We start from the raw sequence: 17,287 nt of genomic DNA on the forward strand, positions 1-17,287 counted from the left end.
CCTCTCGGCGACAAGTTCGGCCATCACTTGGTCGAAGCTCCGTTTCCTTCTGCTGATCAAGTCATCTTGGCTCATCTCACCGCTGTTATAAGTCGCTGCCAAGACCTTATAACGATGCGCGGCCTTGTCAATGTTATAAGTCTTTGCCAAAACCTTATAACGGGTTGGCTGCTACGAAAAAAAAACCCCGGAAGACCGGGGTTAGAGTGATGCACGTTGTGTTCTGTTTCGAGCACTGACGATGCTGACTGTGGTGCCGACTTTCGCTTTGCACTGCGCAAAGCTGGATGCAGCGCTCATCAGGATGGCGGCCGTGGTGATCGCTAACGTTTTCATCTGATTGCTCAATTCAGGTAGTAGATTTTCGTTCGTTCCGGTTCGGTGGCCTTGAGGCCGTCTAGCTCGCAGCTGAAGACGGCTGCATATTGCGGGACTGAGAAGCCGTCCTCTGCCCCTTTGACAACGAACGAGATAGTCGTGATCGGTATTCCTTAGAGTTCCTTTCAGACGATGATGGCGGCTTCGGGATAATGATCAACAAGCCGAATTTACTGCCCTCCGCACGATAGCTATCGCGTTCGCAATGGTCGCTTGGATGAACATCTACGACCGCCATGGATCATGGAGAACAACTCGCGCCTGTCGGCGTCCGACACTGGGCCACATTTATCAACGACCCGAGGTGCTTGCTTGAGACGGATTCTCGATATCCTCTCGATTGAAGGCCGGCTTCGACCGATTTTCTCTTGCGTTTCGTTCGGCATGGGCGCTCTGAAGCATTGCATGCGAGCGCTGGGCAGCCTTCTCGCATCGAGCATGCAGCTCCTGTAGCTCCTTGTCCGTCAGTTTCTCGATACCGACGAATTCGTTTTCGGCATCCGTAAACAATATGATTTCGTCGAGTTTGGCCTGCAGCGCCGCCCCATCTCGATTTTGGGTATTTTGAATGAGAAACACCATGAGGAACGTGACGATCGTTGTTCCCGTGTTTATCACTAGTTGCCACGTCTCGGAGAAGCCAAAGAAGGGGCCCGACAGTGCCCAAGCAAGAACCGTGATCACACAGACGATGAAGGCAAGCGGGCTGCCTGTTGCGTGTGCGGTTGCGGTGGCGAACCTTGCAAAGAAACGATCCATGGTCAGGCCTGCGTGCGATGTCGTTGGCCTACAGCGGGTTTACGACAAAACGGGGCACAGCCATGCTTGTTCCCGATGCTGCGAAGATTTGAGATGTTCTTAATTGCTTCCAGTGTTCTGGTCTTTGCGGGTGCGAACAACTGAACTCTTCACGCCGAGTTCGTAGTGTTCTCCAAGGCATGAATTTATCCTACCGACCAGGTGAGCGAATTGCGCTACCCCATCGTCTCATGAACGATCCCGGCGGTTTGCGCTCTGAAAGGGTCGTGCGTGAGCCCTCATCATCAGTGCTTCTTTTCAAGTTTGTAGGTGTCGAGGCGTCTGATCGCCCGCCGCGATTAAATGTGCCGATCGTACGGATGGTATGGTTTGGCGACGAGAAGTGGAACGATTCCTCCGTAAAATGCTTTCTCTCCTGCATTCACCTGCCAAGGAGAGAACCATTGAAATCGCTGGCTGAAATTTTCGAGCATACACTGCAGGATATCTATTTCGCTGAGAACGCCATCACCAAGGCACTTCCAAAGGTTGCTAAGGCAGCCAACAGCGCTGAACTGAAAAAAGCGGCCGAAGAACACCTCTCGGAAACCAAAGACCAAATCAAGAAATTGGAGCAGGTTTTCAAGTCGATCGGCAAGACGGCGTCTGGTGAAAAATGCGATGCCATCGAAGGGCTGATCAAGGAGGCCGACGGTTTGATGAAAGAGGCCGAAGGAACAGCTCTCGATGCCGGACTACTGGCCGCTTGCCAAGCTGTCGAGCACTACGAGATCGCGCGCTATGGCTCTCTTCGTGAGTGGGCCAAGGATCTTGGTCATGATGAGGCGCACAAACTTCTGAGCGAGATTCTCGACCAGGAGAAGGCTACGAACAACAAGCTCACCAACCTCGCCGTGACGTCGATCAACAAAACATCGAAGCGATCCAAGGCGGCCTAATCGCCAAGGGGCGGCCGCGCCCTTTAAAATGGCGCGGCTGGCCGCGGCGCAACCTCTGCAGTTGTCGCTCCGGCAAGGTGAGCCGGTTTCGTGGATTGTCATTCCAGAGCCGTCGTTTTCTTTGGCTCAAAGGAGAAAAGCGTATGACTTACATCGAGGACGACAACGGCGAGGTCTGGGACCTTGCCGAAAAGATCGGGTTCTGCATGCTCACCACTCAATCCGGCGCGGACCTTAAGGCCAGGCCAATGTCGGCCTACATCGAGCGGGTTGAGAACGCCCTGTATTTCTTGACCGACGTCAAGAGCCACAAAGATGACGAGGTCGCGCGCCATCCAAATGTCTGCCTGGCTTTCGCCGACACGAAGAAGCAAAAGTATGTGTCGATTTCGGGCGTAGCCGAGGTACAGAATGACCGCGAGAAGATTCGGGATCTCTGGTCGACTCCTGCCAAGGCATGGTGGGACAGCCCCGACGATCCCTCCATTCGCATTCTCAAAGTTACGCCAAGCTCGGCAGAATACTGGGACAGTCCCGGCACTGTGATCAGCTACATCAAGATGGTAGCGGCAGCCGTCACCAGCGCCAAACCGGACATGGGCGAAAACGCCAAAGTGCGGATGTAGGTATTGGCGGGCCGACGTGGCCTGTCATCTTTGTCGCCTGACATTACCTCATGAAATCGGTGACGCGGCGGCTTGGCGCGATCGCTCATCTTTTCAACGGGGCAGGAAAACGTCTTTCCGCTGATCGCCTCATAATTCCAGACGCGCTGCTGGCGTTATCCGCCGCCACGGCAATTGAACCTCAGGTCGAGACCTGGCGAAAACAGCCGTTGCGCAGGCCATTCTCGTCGGCGCTTCAATTGATCGGCTGCGACATTTAAGGGGAAGTACGTGTGACGGATTGGCTTTTATCTGTTGGTGTGAAACTCGACATTTTTCCGCATCTGGCAGCTTTGATGGTGGCCTACATCCTTGCTCTGCCGATCGGCTGGGATCGCGAACAAAACGAACGAAGCGCTGGTCTTCGCACATTTCCGTTGGTCGCCATCGCCGCATGTGGGTTTATACAGGCTGCAGAGACGGTCACACTTGGCAACGCCGAGGCCACCGCGCGCGTGGTTGAAGGTCTGATCAACGGTGTCGGTTTCATCGGTGGCGGCGCAATCCTTGTCGGCAAGCTCGGCACTCGCGGGACCGCCACGGCCGCGAGCATCTGGGCGACTGGCGCAATCGGCGTCGCCGTGGGGCTCGGATCCTACGATACCGCCATCGTTCTATCGATCGTCACGTTCGCAACGTTGAAAGTTATGACAAATTTCAAGTCACCGAGAAACGAAGCCCTGGCACCGCGGGAAAAGGATTGAGTTAGCGCCATTGTCATATGGCACGGGAGATCCAGCCCTAATCATCGCATGTCCGGATTCCCAGCTTACCACCGGCGCGAGGCTGAATTTCCTGCGGCTACGAGCAAGCGTTTAGGACGGTCGATCCAACCGCCCCGCGTCCCAACCTCTCGTGCAAGCAATGCTGGACGACCTCAGCGCAGCCGGAGCAAGCCAAGCTATTGGCACCGGCCAAGATAGTCTGACTAACGTTACCTGCTGCGGACGCGCTCTCATGGTTCGAGAGCGTTGTGCCTAGCGGCGCACGTTCGATCAGGCGACCGCAAATCTCGCGCGCACCGGTCTTCCTCCTGGTAATGCTCGACGTTCGGTGTTTGCCGCTCGATCCGCCGCGAAACCTCGGCTTTCTTCACTCTGGCAATCCGGCCATGCGATAGCCTTCGATAAAGCGCTGGACTGTTTGTGGATCGCGAGCAGGTTGGGCCGCGGCCCAGTGGGAGATGGTGAATTTCGGAGCCATTGCCATGAAAAGTGCTGCTTCCCGCATTGCCTCGTCTGTGCGACCGAGTTGGGCAAGGCTGGCCGCCAGTATGCGGCGTGAGGGGCTGCGGTAAATCGCCTCCATGCGCAAGATCTTGACGGCTTCTTCATATTGGCAAGCAGCGTAATGGGCGAATCCAAGTTGCCAATAGTACCAGCCTGGCGGGTGCGGGTTGAGCCGAAGCGCCCTTTGGGCCAGTTCGACCGCTTCCGATCCGCGCCCAGCGAAGGCCACAAGTTCTGAACGGATGGCTAGGGCATCTGCATTGTTTGGTTCCAGCGTAAAGGTGGTTGCGAAGGCTTGATCAGATTCGGACCAGCGTTTTTCGTAAGCCCATAGATATCCGACGAACCAGTGACTGGCAGCATCGCCTTCGTCCAACGCAACTGCTTTGTGAGCTAGCTCAAAGGCCCTTGAGCGGTTCTCTTGGGTGGGTTCGATGCCTTGCGCCCATAATTGCCAATAAACAAAAGCCAGACAACGAAATGCCTCTCCATACTCGGCATCGATGGAGACTGCGTGGTTCAAGAGTATCTTGGCCTCGCGCAGCGCTTCTGGGGAACTGTTGAACGCTGAGATCAGAATTCGCCCCCTGACACAAAGATCATATGCTTCCAAGCTCTTCGGACGTTTGCGTGACGGTGGTCGCGCCAAGCGTCCAACGAGGGCCTCGACAATCTTGTCTGTGACTTCGTCCTGGAGACCGAAAATGTCTTCGAGATTTCGGTCGAAACGTTCGGCCCAGATGTGATCGCCGCAAGCGGCATCGATGAGTTGGACGTTGATGCGCACGCGACCGCCGGCGCGACGAGCGCTGCCTTCCAAGATGTAGCGAACACCCAGTTCGCGTGCGACTGCTCGAACGTCAGGTGATTTTCCCTTGTAAGCAAACGTCGAATGCCGGGCAATGACGAACAAGCCGGGATTTCTGGAAAGGTCGGTGATCAGGTCTTCTGTCAAACCATCCGTGAACACGTCCTGTTCGGGCTGACCGCTGAAGTTGGTGAACGGTAGCACGGCGAGGGACGGCCGCGCAGGCAGAGACAACTCTGTATCTTGTCCGTAGACCTTCAAGGCTGCGGGGTCGTAGAGCACACGATATACATGAACTTCCTCGGCGATATTTTTCAGGGATTTCGGGCCGAGATCATCGAAGCTGAGCGCGAGCTTCCGCTTGACTTGGTCGTGGATCGCCGCGGACAGGTAGATGGCGCCTGGGTCGGCAAGGCTTTGTAGCCGGGCGGCGATGTTGACGCCATCGCCATAAAGGTCGCTGCCATCTATCAGGACATCGCCGAGATTGATTCCGATGCGCAAGACGACATGGCGCGTCTCGGGCAAGGCAGCATTGGCGGCCTGCATCTTCCGCTGCAACTCAATCGCTCCGGCCAAGGCATTGACCGCGCTTGGAAACTCAATGAGAACACCGTCACCCATCAATTTGACGATGCGGCCGCCATACGCACCTACGATAGGCTGGAGGATTGTCGTCCGACGCTCCTTCAGCGCTGCGAGCGTGGCGATTTCATCCTCCTCCATCAATCGGGAGTAGCCAACAACGTCCGCGACGACGATAGCGGCGAGGCGGCGATGAAAGTGTTTTTCGGCCATTGAGCAGAAGGTTCCTCACTAGTTGCAAAGTGCAACGCGGTTATCTTTGCGGCCTGAGATTTTCGGCCACGATGGCCCCGTTTGGAAGCATACGCCTGTTGCAATCGGCACGACAGGCGCATGCTGACGTGCCCGGCTTCTTCAAGCCGCAACACGTGACAAAGACGCAGAGGAGGGATGTGCTGCACCTATTGATCGCGTGTTCTTGCGACAAGCCGGCGAACAAATGGCCGCGTCGGCCCGTTCAGCGACAGTTGCGCGGAGAAGAAAAACGAGCGACAAGTTCGGGAGGGCGATTGCAAGGGGTAGAGGCGAAGACCCACAATGAAGCAAGCGGAGAGCGCACGTTCGTGGTCGATCTCGCCGGTACGGATGCCGTGGACTCCGGGATTTTCACCTGGGATATCGTCCGGGACCTCGCCTACGGAGATTCGCGGAACTAGTTCCGAAGCGGTACTCCTGGTCAGGCCAGTGGCTTGCCGTGAGGTCCCGAACGCGCATGATAGTGGGCAGCGACGCCTGACGTTTGCATATTAGCCTCCATGCACGCACCAATGAAGGCCTCGCGCGCGACGGCAGAGGGAACCGAACGGTTCAGCGCGCCCCGGCATGTCGTCACGGCTCGTTCATAGCCCTGTCCGTGCCTTATCGGCCATTCATGCTCTAGAAAATCCAGCGCGTCGTAAACTGATGCGAATAGGCGGTTCGTTCCTGACTGTAAGCGAACAGATAATGGAACCGCCCAAAGTACCTCAGGAAGGCGCATGATGTCCCCCTTCCGTATCCTAACAGTTTGATAAAATAGAAATAAACTATAGATGACACTATACAGGTAGGGGCTTCGTTCTTCAACGTCCATGCACTAGTCATCTCGGGCGGCAACCTAGTACGTTCGCCGTACGGGGTGGCGAGAACTCCGTTCTGGAGGTATCAGCTACCGGCCAAGGGCCCTTCAAAGCGCCACCTTCGTCGTCTCAAAATCGATGGACAAAGAGTTATGGCGTCTGGGGCCTCCACGGAGACATCACTGTCAGTTGGCCGCCCGCTTGAGCCCCCAGATACGCATGAGTTCATTCGGCCCTGAAATGCCGGCGTTGCGGACGAATGGGTCGGCCGAGTTCCTTTTGGTCTGTCCCACCCGCACGGGCAAACCATGTCTGAAGCCGTCCAAAAGGTAGTACGACAGCTGGATTTGCTTGGGCCCTTCCAGCGGCTCAGCGTACCCCACTCTTTTTCCTGTACTCGTCCGGACTCGGGCACAATCTTCAGCACGTTCAGCCGCTGTAAAAAAAAACGCCCGCGTCGGCATTATGAGGGTCGACGACCCTTGTACAGTGCCAGATGGACAAGGGCGGCCAGTCTTTCTGCGTCGGCGAGCCCGCACCAGATCACCCCTTTCGTCAGGCGATCGGATGGCGGCCGTGTCCATCTCACGCATTGCCCCACCCGTGGAAATACGACCAAATAAACACGGGATCGATAGACGCCGTGACTGCGGCAGGTGTGTTCAAAAATCTGTCGGATCAACGTTGCCATTTTCTCGGAACAAGTGCTGCCTGTTCGACGTTGAGCGACATTCGTCGGCTTCCACGGCCTTATAGGACGCGTGAGGCGACCAGCACATGCAGGACGGTAGTTAACGATGACACACGGCAATCAAGAGGCAATCGCTGGGAAAACATGCGTCACTGCAAAACCCACTCGCGCGCGCTCAGTCGAACCTTTCGAGACAGTCTACAACGGCCACTACGATCTCACGGAATTTATTGCCATCTACAAGTTAAAACCTTTGGAAGCCCGCGAGATCCTGGAACGCATAGGCCCCTCACGGACGAAGCTCGACGCATACATGAATGAGCTTCGCGTTCAGGCCCAGAAGTAGTCAAAAGTCGCCCACGTCCTCGATCGTTCGGTGTGACGACCGCGATCAGCATTGCTCCGTCTGAACGACTCAACCGCGCCGGCGCTCGTTAAGCGGAGGGGGATGGGGTCGGAGGCAAGTGTGGATGAGCCTCCGGCGGCACTATGGGCGACCAAGAGACGGATACCAGGCCACACTGCGTACCATCCTAAAACTTGATCAGGCCGTTCGAAAGAAAGGCCCGCAGCTTGGCGTGCACCGGCACGGACTGATAGAGGGCAATTAGTTCTGGCGACCCCCTCTTGCCATGGTGTCTTGCCATCTCTGTCATCGAGATGCGCTCTCCGGCGTAAGGCACGTACCGCACGAGCGCTCCTGCGGTGACGTAGCCGGGGTGAATAACACGGCAGTAAAAGCCGGGGCGAGCGACCTTTTTGTATAGTTTGGGAAAGCCATGATCTCCCATTCTATCCGCAAGTACTCGGCACGGCATCCGGGGCGCTGTTACTTCCATCACGAGATCGCCTATTAGGAGACGGTCGCCGACCGACACGATCTGGTTGTCCAAACCTGCAATACACAGATTTTCGCCAAATAGCCCGTGATTGATAGGCTTGTTGAGCGCCCTTTGCCACCAAAGGCGGGTTAGGTTTCCTTCAACGTAAACCGCCTGCTCGGGACCGCCGTGGTATTTTCCATTACAAACGGCGTCGTCTGCAAGACCCTCGAATCCAACGAAGACCGTTTCGCCTGTTGGGTGCTTGTTGATCCCGGTTTTCATCTTCTTGCCGGGTCTTTCTTCGGGTTTGCCAATGCACACCGCCAACACCTTCAGATCTCGCGTTGCAGCCTTCATGTACAGCCAACCTCCTCAATGATGCGCTTGCTCTCCCAGCGGTGCCTCATCCGCGAGCGCGCTTTGTGCCTGCCACCTTTCACGGTTGTTATGGAACCTCCATTCTTCAAAGGGCGCAACATCGACCATCGATCCTCATAGCGAGGTAGGCGAGTGTTTGGCGCGACGCCCACTTCATCTCTACACGAAGGCGGCAGGGTCGGTATCAAATCTAGGGGAGGGGGAGAACGACGCAGTCTTCGAAAGGCGAACGTTTCTCGCTCGCTCCACTAAACAGTTGGAACCGCCGCCAGTTCCTATCCTCGCAATGAGCGTGCCGCCGGTTGCGTAAGCGTTCGGCTTCGCTTGCGCTCGAATTGAGCGATTTGAAGATGGGCGCCACGACCTGCGGGCGCCCCAGGGGAGCGGTGCTGCGCAAGTTTATATTTGCGGGGGGCATAAGAACAAGGTCTCGCCCGAAAATTGTATTTTCCATCGGTGAAACCAAAATCTGCGTTCCTCGCCGTTTGTGGGTGGAAATTGTCCCGGTTAACACAATCGAATAAACTACAAACTCACTTGATAATTATTGCAACTCAAAGGTGAGGTTGCTGACTATGCTGATGCCGTCTCGTATCAGTGACCCCATTATCCGTTCAATAACCAATTTATTCTATAGGATACTTGCTTCGGGCAATGCAGCCCGGTCCACCTGCTTTCATGTGAGGTATGGCCACTGGCGATAGAAATGAGTTCGGCACGCCAGCAGCGATATCCACATCAGGAATCGTCTTCATGAGAATTAAGAGCCAATTTATCGTTCTGGCATCGGTCACCGGTATGACCATGGCTGGCCTCATCACCAGTCTTTGGGGCTACGCGGGTGCAGCAGCTGATGTTACGCGGGCTTACGACCAGAAATATCACTCGTACATGCTGGCTGACAACTTCCGGCAATCGTCGGATGATTTGACTCGCCTCGTGCGTACCTACGCCGAGACGGGGGACCCTTCCTTCAAGGACCAATACAATGCGGTCGTTGAAATCCGCAATGGAACGCGACCGCGGCCCGAAGACTATCACCGCATCTATTGGGATTTCGTCGCAGGCGGGGACGCAAAGCCGCGTCCTGACGCAACGGCTGTTTCTATGCAAGATCTGATGCAGCAGGCTGGTTTCACCAAAGAGGAATTCGCCCTCCTCGGCGAGGCGGGAAAGCGCTCTGATGCGCTGATCAAGCTTGAAACCGAGGCGATGGCGCTCGTTGACAACGCCGCCAAACTTGGCCCCGAAGCCAAGAGCAAGGCGACGAAAATGCTGAACTCGCCGGACTATCACCGATTCAAGGCCGAGATCATGAAGCCGGTGGATGCCTTCTATGTGAAACTGGAGCATCGCACGCAAGCGGCCGTCGACGAGGCCAGTGTCAAGGCATCGTTCTATTGGATGCTCATCACCATCGCCATGTCCGCTTTGGCGCTCATGCTTTTCATCGTCGGATTCGTCACCTTCAAACGAATTATCGGGGGCATGTACAAGCTTGGGACTTCCATGGGCCTCGTTGCTGAGGGTCAACTGGACGCGCAGATCGAACTTGCTCGCAATGCCGACGAAATCGGCGACATGGGCAAGGCCCTCGAAGTCTTCCGCCAGGGCGCGATCACCAACCGGCGGCTTGAGCAGGAAGCTCAGGAAAGCCGCAAACGCGCCAAAGTCGAGCGCATTGCGATGCAGGAAAAGGCCGAAAATGATGCCGCTGAACGCTTGCGCGTCGCAACGTCGGGCCTTGCAGCCGGCCTCAAGAGACTGGCATCAGGCGATCTGGCCTTCCAGATTAACGATGCCTTCGCGCAGGATTTTGAGACACTTCGCCACGATTTCAATCAGTCCGTTGCTCAACTCGGCACGACCCTTGTGCAGATTTCCGGGTCAATTTCGACCCTCGATACCGGCACGCGCGAGATCGCGGTCGGAACCGACGACCTTTCGAAACGGACCGAGCAACAGGCTGCGTCGCTCGAAGAGACCGCGGCGGCGCTTGACCAGATTACAGTCAACGTCGCCAATTCCTCCAAGCGAACTGAGGAGGCAAAGGGGGTTGCAAGCCGCGCCAACCGTTCGGCAGCCGAATCCGCCCAGGTCGTATCCCACGCCGAAGAGGCCATGCGAAAGATCGAGGAAAGCTCACAGCAGATTTCCAACATCATCGGCGTTATCGACGAGATCGCTTTTCAGACGAACCTCCTCGCTCTCAACGCCGGCGTTGAGGCGGCCCGGGCGGGAGAAGCCGGCAAGGGCTTTGCGGTCGTTGCCCAGGAAGTTCGAGAACTCGCCCAGCGTTCTGCACAGGCTGCCAAGGAAATCAAAGGCCTGATCGACAACTCTTCCGCAGAGGTGGACAACGGTGTGAAACTCGTCCGTGACGCAGGCTCTGCGTTGAAAACGATCAGTGGCTTCATTGTTGAAATCAACACCCACATGGAATCGATCGCCACATCTGCGAAAGAGCAGTCCGCCGGGCTTGCCGAAGTCAACACCGCAGTTAACGCGATGGATCAGACGACGCAGCAGAATGCGGCAATGGTGGAGCAGTCCAATGCGGCTTCCAACACACTTGCGAATGAGGCGGTGCGCCTCAGAGGACTTGTCAGCCAATTCAAACTCCAAGGCGCAACTCAGAGTCCCTTGGCGAACGGGCGAACGACCACAAGAAACGACAGCTCTCAGCCGCATCGGTCGACGCGTAGGACGGCAGCCTACCACGGCAATGCAGCACTCGATGTCAGCAGCGACTGGCAGGAGTTCTGAGCCGCCCGGCCGTCAAAGCAGGTAGAAATACGGGCCTGGCAAGTTTGCCAGGTTTGCTGGCTGCTTTTAGCTGGCGCCCTTCTGTGGTTCCAAGGTGCGACGTTGACCATTTCAGGATCCATGGTCAACGTCGTTCAATTTGGATCGCAGCTAGGTCTCGGTATGGCGGAACACAACGCATGCGGGCACCTGCAGCACTGCTCAGTCACAGGAAATCGACTTGCGGGAAACCCGCGATCCGATGCCACTGAATTTAGTTTGCTCCTCACCAATCGTTTACTTCCTAACGGCTGCTCCATGAGTATCATCGCCTTGATGCCGGGGGCGGCGTCATTCGGGGCAATTTGTCGTCTTGGGAGAGCAACAAATGAACCTGGAGAATTCGAGCATCGCACCGAACGACGTTGCGCTGCTCCAGAGCGTGCTTGACGCATGGTGCCGTCATCAAAAGATCAGCCGAAAAGACGCCACAGCGGAAGCGAAAATCCTCATCAACGAGTATCGAAGAGGCGTTCGTTCTCAGATCGGGTTGATCGACGCGCTCGCCAAGCAGCAGTAGGAGCCGATGGCTTCCCATCGGCAATTTCGCGGGAACAGTTGCTGAGGGTGCATCGGCGCCATCAGCTTTTGGACCCTTCGCAAGCCGTCATCGTTCCACCGGATTGCTGCAACATCGAAGTTGGAGCAGTCTGCCCGCGGACGTCGCCCTCTGACGGGCCGCGTCCAATAGCGCTGCGAAGTACTTCCTGCCTCCCAGCCACTTGCACAGAAGGTCGCCGAGTGGGGTTCAGGATTAACGAGGTGCGAGGCAGTCCTCACAAATGCCGCAACCGTCGACATCCATCAGTGAGGCGAGGTGCTTCTGTTGGCAACAGAGGCACACTACGGTATCGGACGTGTTTCGTGGCTCGCGTTCAGGCGGAAGAATTTCGATCTGTCGGTCAGAACTGGCACGGGTTGTCTGTCGATTCATCTCGGGGCTCCATGTCGAAGACGCCACAGAGATAGGAAGCCGTTAAACCGACGCAAGATGTCGATCGCGACGCTCCTTAAAGCGGGACCAAGATGGGGGCGATCCAGCTCGCATTTAATGCGCCTCAAACCGATCCAGCATACTCTGAAGTACCGCATTTTCCTGTCGAAGCTTCCGAACCAGACGCTTTTTCAGCCGGAGGTTTGCATCCTGGAGTGACGCCAGCTCGTCAACAGTGACTGCAATTGCAATGTGCACTGACTTTGTTGGCACGCGCCGCGCCAAACCCGTCGAACGAGGACGCTTCGAACGCTCGGGCGGCTTTACCGGGAAGGTGGCGTTGGCTGACGCATCTGCCGAGCTTGTCTTGGGGACGACACTCTCTTCTGGCACTTCTGGTTGACTAGCGGTTGTTGGGGCATCATCGACCGCCGCAGCCACTGAATTGAGCGGTTCCGTAACCTCCGGTGGCTGGTCACCAATTCGAGCTTCAGCAAGAAACAGATGTGGGACTTCGGCCTCCGCCTCACGCACAAATGCCTTCAGATCGGTGTCGCCCCAAATAGAGGCTGGTCGACCTGTCGAACGTCGGCGCGCCGATTTCACTTCGACAATGAACTTTCGCTGTTGTGGCTTCATCGATATCCAGGGACCAAAGCTGGTTCAGCGCGTAAAGCGTCAAAATCGCTCTAGCATCTTCTTGAGTTGGGCGTTCTGTAGCACCAGCTTCTCCGAAAGCTGACGCCTTAGCATTCTTATTTCCTCATCCAGGGCGGCCACGTCATCGGCTAAAGAGATCGGCTGCTTGGGAGCACGGAGGCTCGGTGAGCCATACTCGACCCGAGGATCCACCGCAACGGAGGCGCTTGATCTCTTGTCTCTTGTTTGCCGTTGGTGTGGTTTGCGTGCGGGTCGATCCGCCTGCTCGGGCGCCTGACCGCCCAAAAGGTTTGTGCTGTGGCTGGCGGTCTCGAAATCAACCGCATTTGCTCCGCCGGTCCGGACATTGTTTTTGACTTCGCTCGGCTCCGGGTCGGCAGCGTTTGTGACCGCATCCGTCGTTTGAGTACTTGCAGGAGGATCCATTCCTGCCAAGGGCGCATCCGAGCTTTCGCTCACGGGCTCCGATATAGATTCCCGGGGCTCGACAGCTCTGCCTCTTGAGGTCAGATCAAGTAAGAACTTCCATGGTGATTTCATGATATCTCGTCATCCAGGATTGCGCCATGCCATCTCCGAAGGATGCTTTGACGAAGACCGATCGCGTAGACGATCGGTCTTTCATTAACACTCAGCTGAGCCCGAGCCGCTTGCGCAACTCAGCATTCTCGGCCCGCAACTTATCGCCGAGCTCCCGGCGAAGCCGCGAATTCTCTTTCTCCAGCTGAAGAAGATCCGCGATCTCGTCATGTACTTGCGATTGCGCGGCCGTCCTCTTGTCGTCGTTCTTCCTTGCGGCGTTTGCCCTTGCGGCGCGCTTCGGTTGACTTGCAGTTTTCGCCTCGGCCGAAGTTTCCTTGCGCTTCCGGCCTTTCCCGGCGCTCGGTGCGGGGCTTGACTCTGCCGTGGCAGCGTCCACTTTTTTTGCTCGTGGTCCGCGCTTCTTAGGCGCTGCCACTTCCGCCGGAGCGGTCGCAGTAACCTGGTTGTCGTCCAATTTGACCTCATCTGCCATAAGTCTATTTCCTCTCTGCGGATCGAAAGCATTTGTCCGACGCGCGAAATATGACAGCCACACCACCCGCGGTCGAGACATCAACGATATCAGTGCTACATTGCGCGAGGCCGACCGAGGCAAGTTTGCCAGCGACGAAGATGTGGCGACGTTGTCGGAAGGAAGTCAAGTCTGCCCGTCAATCATGAGTGGGGAGCCTATCCGCTGGTCAGGGCTCTGCAGTGCTTGATGAGATCGGCGCGCTTATCGAGAAGGGCGATCCGGATGTGACGCCTAGCGTGGTGGAAAAGACATCGTCGACATTGCCCGATCGCTGGCGCGTGCGCAAACGCCTCGATAGCGCCTGGTAAGGAGCATGCATCCAGCGAGTTGGACCTGCTCGGGACTAGGCTCGATTGCTTGACTTGGGCCGGCGGGAGGCGAACCTGCGTCAGGGTGCTATTTGATAAAACCTGGATACTGGACTTCTTCTCGATTCACACCTTCGGAATCTAACCGAATGGGGGCGGGATCCGGGGGGGCGCCCATGTAACTATGTGCGACAAGCCAGTCGCGCAAAATAGTCTCAATTGCGGCGGCTCGACCGGCAGGGGACGGTGAAAGCTCCGGGTCGGTCATGTAGGCCGCGAGCCCGGCTTCGATGTCATCAGCAAGGGGAGGCAGGTCTGCGAAACCGGACATGAAAGACTCCTCTGTATCTCACCGATATAACGAGCTTTCATGGCGCCTGTTCCCAGCGAGTTGAACAATTGCTCCAACGGCTCATTTACCCGACAGCGGAACTCTTGTCGGTGCGAAGCAATTGACGGCATCCGTCGGCGGTAACCATTCGAAGAGAAGCTTCTCGCGCAAGAACCGGCTGTCGGCACGTGGTTCTAAGAGATTGCCTGACGGATACGGCTTGGACGCCGCCCTCTCGGCTATCCCCGGGCTGTGGTCGGACCAGCCGACCGCGGCGATACATGTTTTCATTGGGACATGCCGGCAGCGTGGTTGGCTCTACGTGCAATCAATGCCGTGTGGGCTCCGACGTAAGCTCCACGAAGCGGCCGATTGACCAAAGATAGGCAACAATTTGCCATCTCAGAGGGTCGCGGTTTCCGTATTTCTCTAGTATCCGATCAAGGGTTCTGCTCGCTTGGGTCTGCTCGTCGATTTCGCCAATTACGTAGCTGTCGTGGCCGACAGCGCAAATGTCGCAGCCTACTTCGAGGACGTCGAACACAAATGCCGGTATTTCGCTGGCGTCCATCTGGCGTCGTTCGGTCATGGCTCGACCCTCCGCTGTACTCGTTTGTCAGGGTTCGATCCCTTTGTGCGACAGGGAGAACCCTGTCCCTTCGTAAAGGCATGGGCTTGGGCCGCGGTCGATCATGGAAACAGTCGCTCATCCGTGAGAGTGAGCAGGACCACGACCTCTGTCTGCAAGTCGGCGCAGATCTGTTGATATTCGGTGATCAGCTGGATGCGAGCCGGGTACTCCTGCAAAAGATCGTCGAGAGCCGAGGCGGCGAGCGCGTAAGCCTCGAAGAGATCGAGCAGATCAGGGTCTTTCGCAAGGCGCAGCTGGGGGCGATGGCGGGGTAAAGCCATCTCCAGGCGGGCTCGTCCCAGGTGCATGAGTCTCATGGCTGGTCCCCCGTTTCCGCCAGAGCCTAATTCGAGGGTGCGACCGACGTTGGAAGGACAGTGGCGACTTGCTGGCGAGGGGTGTTCGAGAGCGCGCTGCCCACGAACAGGTAGCCGCCGATGACGACCATCGCCAGGAGCATCACTCCGATCGGAAGCCCTGTCGAGAATTTTCGCTCTGGTTGGTTATAGCGGTATTGCTCGTACATCCTGAGTTCCTTCGATCATCAGCGACACCAGGGCGAACCGAAGGGACGATAGGCCGCCCTGGTGTCGTTGTTCGCCCGCAGCGCGCAGGGGAGCTGGCCATGGGCTAAAAGAAAATCTAGGGCGGCTGGCGCTGGCAGCTACGGTATTAGGACCATTGCGGAGGGATTATCAGACTGAAGTCCCATGGCGGAACATTTTCCCGCACCCTACGTTTCCATGCGCGTTTTCTGCAATTTTCGTCGCAAAGCCTGGAAGCCGCACTCGCCCTATCAAAGCGCTTTCCGATAAAGAGCTGTCTTAAAAAGTATGGCCCCGTCGGGGGCACGACGAGGCCAGAGGCTCTTATCGAAGAGACTTCACTGGGGGACATTGGTGAAGCCTTGTGCCTGACCCTGATTGGGGAAACAGAATCAAGACAACGTGGAAACGCCCGCATCGCGAAATCGTTCCGGGATCTCAGCAAGAAAAGATGGCCTCGAGCGAGGTGCAGGAAACGTCTTGTTCCGAAAAGGTGAACGCGCCGGCGCAAGGGCGAAGTCAAATCGAAAAAGGGGTCAAGTCGCCACGAGAAGCGACACTGGCACAACTGGGTCTTCCTTGACGGTCCTCGTGACGACGTAGGTGAAGTAGCGGGCGATTCCGAGTTCGCAGTCGAGAAGCGTGTCGATCAGGCGCTGGTAGGCGTCGATGTCGGCAGCGACGATCTTCAGGACATAGTCAACGCCACCGCCGACTGACCAGCAGCAGACGATTTCGGGAATGTCGCGAACAACCCGCTCGAATCTGTCGAAGTCGACTTGGCGGTGGCTGGCAAGTGTCAATTCGACCATGGCGCTTGCGACGGGGGCTACCCGTCGAAGAGATAGGCGCGCGTGATATCCGCTGATGATGCCGGCCTTTTCCAATTTGCGTAGCCGCATCCAGCAGGGCGTGGCAGAAAGGCCCGCCTTTTCTGCGAGTGCAAGCTTGGTGATGCGGCCATCCCGTTGGATGGCGTCGAGGATGCGTAGATCGATCGCGTCAAGTCTCATGGCATCTGAGGCGGTATCGCGCTCTGGTCTGCGTCAAGCGCTTCCGAGCAATGCCGCCTTTTCTGCTTCCATTTCCGCGATGTCTTGAAAACGGTCGGCGATGCGCGCGTGCGCGCGACCGCTATCGGCAGCGCCGATGGCAACGATGATCTCGTCGGGGCCGGGGGCGTCGGCGATCTGGAAGTTGGCGGTAAGGAAATGCGATCGTTTGCCGTTCTCACTCTTGTGCATCATCGGCAGCGACAACAGAGCGCCCGGCGCATTACGAGTGTTGGCAAATTCGAGGTAGTTCGTGCCGCCGATCGCTTCGCGGAAGGGGTTGCCGAAGCGCAGCGTGTGGATCATCGCCGAGGCATGTTCGATCTCACCGGCGATGCCGACGGCCGCGGCCTTGCCGCAAGCCTCGACCTTATCCGCAGGCATCTGGCGGAGCAGCCGGCCCGTCATCTCCTGGCTAAGTTCACCGGCGATGCGAGTGATTTCCGGCCGCAGATCTTCGACAAAGCCTCGCCCTGCCCAGGGGTTTTGGATCACTGCAGCCACCAAGACGACGTTGACCGGGCGCGGCGCTATCTTGCCGCCTTCGATAAGGGTTTCTTCCAGGAAGGTGCAAATTTTTCGGATGCCGAGGGTCATTGGGACGCCGCTGATAGTGGAAACTTGCGACAACTTACCGGCTCGCTTGGGCAT

Annotated in this window: 20 protein-coding genes; 7 read left to right on the forward strand and 13 right to left on the reverse strand. The window is 56.9% G+C overall.

Annotated features, from left to right (window positions below):
• Window positions 1-669 precede the first annotated feature (669 nt).
• The gene (locus ASD63_RS17415; protein WP_060519015.1) at window positions 670-1,137 is read right to left on the reverse strand and encodes a low affinity iron permease family protein; all 468 of its coding nucleotides are present in this window, start codon (window positions 1,135-1,137) and stop codon (window positions 670-672) included.
• A gap of 443 nt (window positions 1,138-1,580) precedes the next feature.
• On the opposite strand from ASD63_RS17415, the gene ASD63_RS17420 reads away from it, so the two are divergent.
• The 4 genes from ASD63_RS17420 to ASD63_RS17430 all read left to right on the forward strand — a co-directional run bounded on the left by ASD63_RS17420 (window position 1,581) and on the right by ASD63_RS17430 (window position 3,444).
• Window positions 1,581-2,075, forward strand: a complete 495-nt coding sequence (locus ASD63_RS17420) for a ferritin-like domain-containing protein (RefSeq protein ID WP_034799916.1) — start codon at window positions 1,581-1,583, stop codon at window positions 2,073-2,075.
• Between the two features lie 143 nt (window positions 2,076-2,218).
• Window positions 2,219-2,701, forward strand: coding sequence for a pyridoxamine 5'-phosphate oxidase family protein (locus tag ASD63_RS17425; protein WP_060519017.1), 483 nt, complete (start codon window positions 2,219-2,221; stop codon window positions 2,699-2,701).
• Window positions 2,702-2,751: 50 nt separating this feature from the next.
• A complete protein-coding gene (locus ASD63_RS35125) occupies window positions 2,752-2,961 on the forward strand; it encodes a hypothetical protein (protein ID WP_134886622.1) in 210 nt (69 codons plus the stop codon).
• A 12-nt stretch (window positions 2,962-2,973) separates the two neighbouring features.
• On the forward strand, window positions 2,974-3,444 hold the full coding sequence (locus ASD63_RS17430) for an MgtC/SapB family protein (protein WP_051659517.1): 471 nt from the start codon (window positions 2,974-2,976) through the stop codon (window positions 3,442-3,444).
• A gap of 388 nt (window positions 3,445-3,832) precedes the next feature.
• On the opposite strand, the gene ASD63_RS17435 is transcribed toward ASD63_RS17430, so the two are convergent.
• The 3 genes from ASD63_RS17435 to ASD63_RS17450 form a co-directional block, all read right to left on the reverse strand.
• The gene (locus ASD63_RS17435; protein WP_060529578.1) at window positions 3,833-5,575 is read right to left on the reverse strand and encodes an adenylate/guanylate cyclase domain-containing protein; all 1,743 of its coding nucleotides are present in this window, start codon (window positions 5,573-5,575) and stop codon (window positions 3,833-3,835) included.
• Between the two features lie 463 nt (window positions 5,576-6,038).
• Window positions 6,039-6,341 carry a DUF982 domain-containing protein gene (locus ASD63_RS34260; protein WP_082566340.1) on the reverse strand — a complete coding sequence of 101 codons (303 nt, stop codon included), beginning with the start codon at window positions 6,339-6,341 and terminating at the stop codon, window positions 6,039-6,041.
• Window positions 6,342-7,644: 1,303 nt separating this feature from the next.
• Window positions 7,645-8,292, reverse strand: a complete 648-nt coding sequence (locus ASD63_RS17450) for an MOSC domain-containing protein (RefSeq protein ID WP_060529581.1) — start codon at window positions 8,290-8,292, stop codon at window positions 7,645-7,647.
• Between the two features lie 774 nt (window positions 8,293-9,066).
• Here ASD63_RS17450 and ASD63_RS34265 point away from each other — a divergent pair.
• Both ASD63_RS34265 and ASD63_RS17460 read left to right on the forward strand, forming a co-directional pair.
• Window positions 9,067-11,079, forward strand: coding sequence for a methyl-accepting chemotaxis protein (locus tag ASD63_RS34265; RefSeq protein ID WP_244497251.1), 2,013 nt, complete (start codon window positions 9,067-9,069; stop codon window positions 11,077-11,079).
• Between the two features lie 367 nt (window positions 11,080-11,446).
• The gene (locus tag ASD63_RS17460; protein WP_034799920.1) at window positions 11,447-11,638 is read left to right on the forward strand and encodes a hypothetical protein; all 192 of its coding nucleotides are present in this window, start codon (window positions 11,447-11,449) and stop codon (window positions 11,636-11,638) included.
• 528 nt (window positions 11,639-12,166) lie between these two features.
• On the opposite strand, the gene ASD63_RS35130 is transcribed toward ASD63_RS17460, so the two are convergent.
• From ASD63_RS35130 to ASD63_RS17470, 3 genes are all read right to left on the reverse strand, one after another.
• On the reverse strand, window positions 12,167-12,691 hold the full coding sequence (locus tag ASD63_RS35130; RefSeq protein ID WP_127890334.1) for a hypothetical protein: 525 nt from the start codon (window positions 12,689-12,691) through the stop codon (window positions 12,167-12,169).
• A gap of 39 nt (window positions 12,692-12,730) precedes the next feature.
• Window positions 12,731-13,252 carry a hypothetical protein gene (locus ASD63_RS17465; RefSeq protein ID WP_156553121.1) on the reverse strand — a complete coding sequence of 174 codons (522 nt, stop codon included), beginning with the start codon at window positions 13,250-13,252 and terminating at the stop codon, window positions 12,731-12,733.
• 91 nt (window positions 13,253-13,343) lie between these two features.
• Window positions 13,344-13,727: a hypothetical protein gene (locus ASD63_RS17470; RefSeq protein WP_060519029.1), complete on the reverse strand. Its 384-nt coding sequence runs from the start codon at window positions 13,725-13,727 to the stop codon at window positions 13,344-13,346.
• Between the two features lie 221 nt (window positions 13,728-13,948).
• Between ASD63_RS17470 and ASD63_RS36635 the strand changes: the two genes are divergently transcribed.
• A complete protein-coding gene (locus ASD63_RS36635; RefSeq protein ID WP_280138299.1) occupies window positions 13,949-14,077 on the forward strand; it encodes a hypothetical protein in 129 nt (42 codons plus the stop codon).
• A gap of 88 nt (window positions 14,078-14,165) precedes the next feature.
• On the opposite strand, the gene ASD63_RS17475 is transcribed toward ASD63_RS36635, so the two are convergent.
• From ASD63_RS17475 to ASD63_RS17500, 6 genes are all read right to left on the reverse strand, one after another.
• Complete coding sequence (locus ASD63_RS17475; RefSeq protein ID WP_034799922.1) at window positions 14,166-14,408, reverse strand: hypothetical protein; 243 nt, start codon at window positions 14,406-14,408, stop codon at window positions 14,166-14,168.
• 328 nt (window positions 14,409-14,736) lie between these two features.
• Window positions 14,737-14,997 carry a hypothetical protein gene (locus ASD63_RS17480; protein WP_234798879.1) on the reverse strand — a complete coding sequence of 87 codons (261 nt, stop codon included), beginning with the start codon at window positions 14,995-14,997 and terminating at the stop codon, window positions 14,737-14,739.
• Between the two features lie 101 nt (window positions 14,998-15,098).
• Window positions 15,099-15,356 (reverse strand): hypothetical protein, encoded by a 258-nt coding sequence (locus tag ASD63_RS34275; RefSeq protein ID WP_034799927.1) that lies wholly within the window; start codon window positions 15,354-15,356, stop codon window positions 15,099-15,101.
• A 26-nt stretch (window positions 15,357-15,382) separates the two neighbouring features.
• On the reverse strand, window positions 15,383-15,565 hold the full coding sequence (locus tag ASD63_RS17490) for a hypothetical protein (RefSeq protein WP_034799928.1): 183 nt from the start codon (window positions 15,563-15,565) through the stop codon (window positions 15,383-15,385).
• A 555-nt stretch (window positions 15,566-16,120) separates the two neighbouring features.
• The gene (locus ASD63_RS17495; protein ID WP_034799930.1) at window positions 16,121-16,597 is read right to left on the reverse strand and encodes an Lrp/AsnC family transcriptional regulator; all 477 of its coding nucleotides are present in this window, start codon (window positions 16,595-16,597) and stop codon (window positions 16,121-16,123) included.
• Between the two features lie 33 nt (window positions 16,598-16,630).
• Window positions 16,631-17,233, reverse strand: coding sequence for an amino acid synthesis family protein (locus tag ASD63_RS17500; protein ID WP_060519031.1), 603 nt, complete (start codon window positions 17,231-17,233; stop codon window positions 16,631-16,633).
• Window positions 17,234-17,287: the final 54 nt, after the last annotated feature.

The organism is Ensifer sp. Root558 (genome assembly GCF_001427045.1).
GTDB classification, from domain to species: Bacteria; Pseudomonadota; Alphaproteobacteria; order Rhizobiales; family Rhizobiaceae; genus Ensifer; species Ensifer adhaerens.

Excerpts from the sequence above, each read along its gene's own strand:
- ASD63_RS17495 (WP_034799930.1), bottom strand. The coding sequence starts at position 16,597 with ATGAGACTTGACGCGATCGATCTACGCATCCTCGACGCCATCCAACGG.
- ASD63_RS17450 (WP_060529581.1), bottom strand. The coding sequence starts at position 8,292 with ATGAAGGCTGCAACGCGAGATCTGAAGGTGTTGGCGGTGTGCATTGGC.
- ASD63_RS17465 (WP_156553121.1), bottom strand. The coding sequence starts at position 13,252 with ATGAAATCACCATGGAAGTTCTTACTTGATCTGACCTCAAGAGGCAGA.
- ASD63_RS17490 (WP_034799928.1), bottom strand. The coding sequence starts at position 15,565 with ATGTACGAGCAATACCGCTATAACCAACCAGAGCGAAAATTCTCGACA.
- ASD63_RS17500 (WP_060519031.1), bottom strand. The coding sequence starts at position 17,233 with ATGACCCTCGGCATCCGAAAAATTTGCACCTTCCTGGAAGAAACCCTT.
- ASD63_RS17435 (WP_060529578.1), bottom strand. The coding sequence starts at position 5,575 with ATGGCCGAAAAACACTTTCATCGCCGCCTCGCCGCTATCGTCGTCGCG.
- ASD63_RS35125 (WP_134886622.1), top strand. The coding sequence starts at position 2,752 with ATGAAATCGGTGACGCGGCGGCTTGGCGCGATCGCTCATCTTTTCAAC.
- ASD63_RS34265 (WP_244497251.1), top strand. The coding sequence starts at position 9,067 with ATGAGAATTAAGAGCCAATTTATCGTTCTGGCATCGGTCACCGGTATG.
- ASD63_RS17475 (WP_034799922.1), bottom strand. The coding sequence starts at position 14,408 with ATGTCCGGTTTCGCAGACCTGCCTCCCCTTGCTGATGACATCGAAGCC.
- ASD63_RS34275 (WP_034799927.1), bottom strand. The coding sequence starts at position 15,356 with ATGAGACTCATGCACCTGGGACGAGCCCGCCTGGAGATGGCTTTACCC.
- ASD63_RS17460 (WP_034799920.1), top strand. The coding sequence starts at position 11,447 with ATGAACCTGGAGAATTCGAGCATCGCACCGAACGACGTTGCGCTGCTC.
- ASD63_RS17415 (WP_060519015.1), bottom strand. The coding sequence starts at position 1,137 with ATGGATCGTTTCTTTGCAAGGTTCGCCACCGCAACCGCACACGCAACA.
- ASD63_RS17480 (WP_234798879.1), bottom strand. The coding sequence starts at position 14,997 with ATGACCGAACGACGCCAGATGGACGCCAGCGAAATACCGGCATTTGTG.
- ASD63_RS34260 (WP_082566340.1), bottom strand. The coding sequence starts at position 6,341 with ATGCGCCTTCCTGAGGTACTTTGGGCGGTTCCATTATCTGTTCGCTTA.
- ASD63_RS35130 (WP_127890334.1), bottom strand. The coding sequence starts at position 12,691 with ATGAAGCCACAACAGCGAAAGTTCATTGTCGAAGTGAAATCGGCGCGC.
- ASD63_RS17470 (WP_060519029.1), bottom strand. The coding sequence starts at position 13,727 with ATGGCAGATGAGGTCAAATTGGACGACAACCAGGTTACTGCGACCGCT.
- ASD63_RS17425 (WP_060519017.1), top strand. The coding sequence starts at position 2,219 with ATGACTTACATCGAGGACGACAACGGCGAGGTCTGGGACCTTGCCGAA.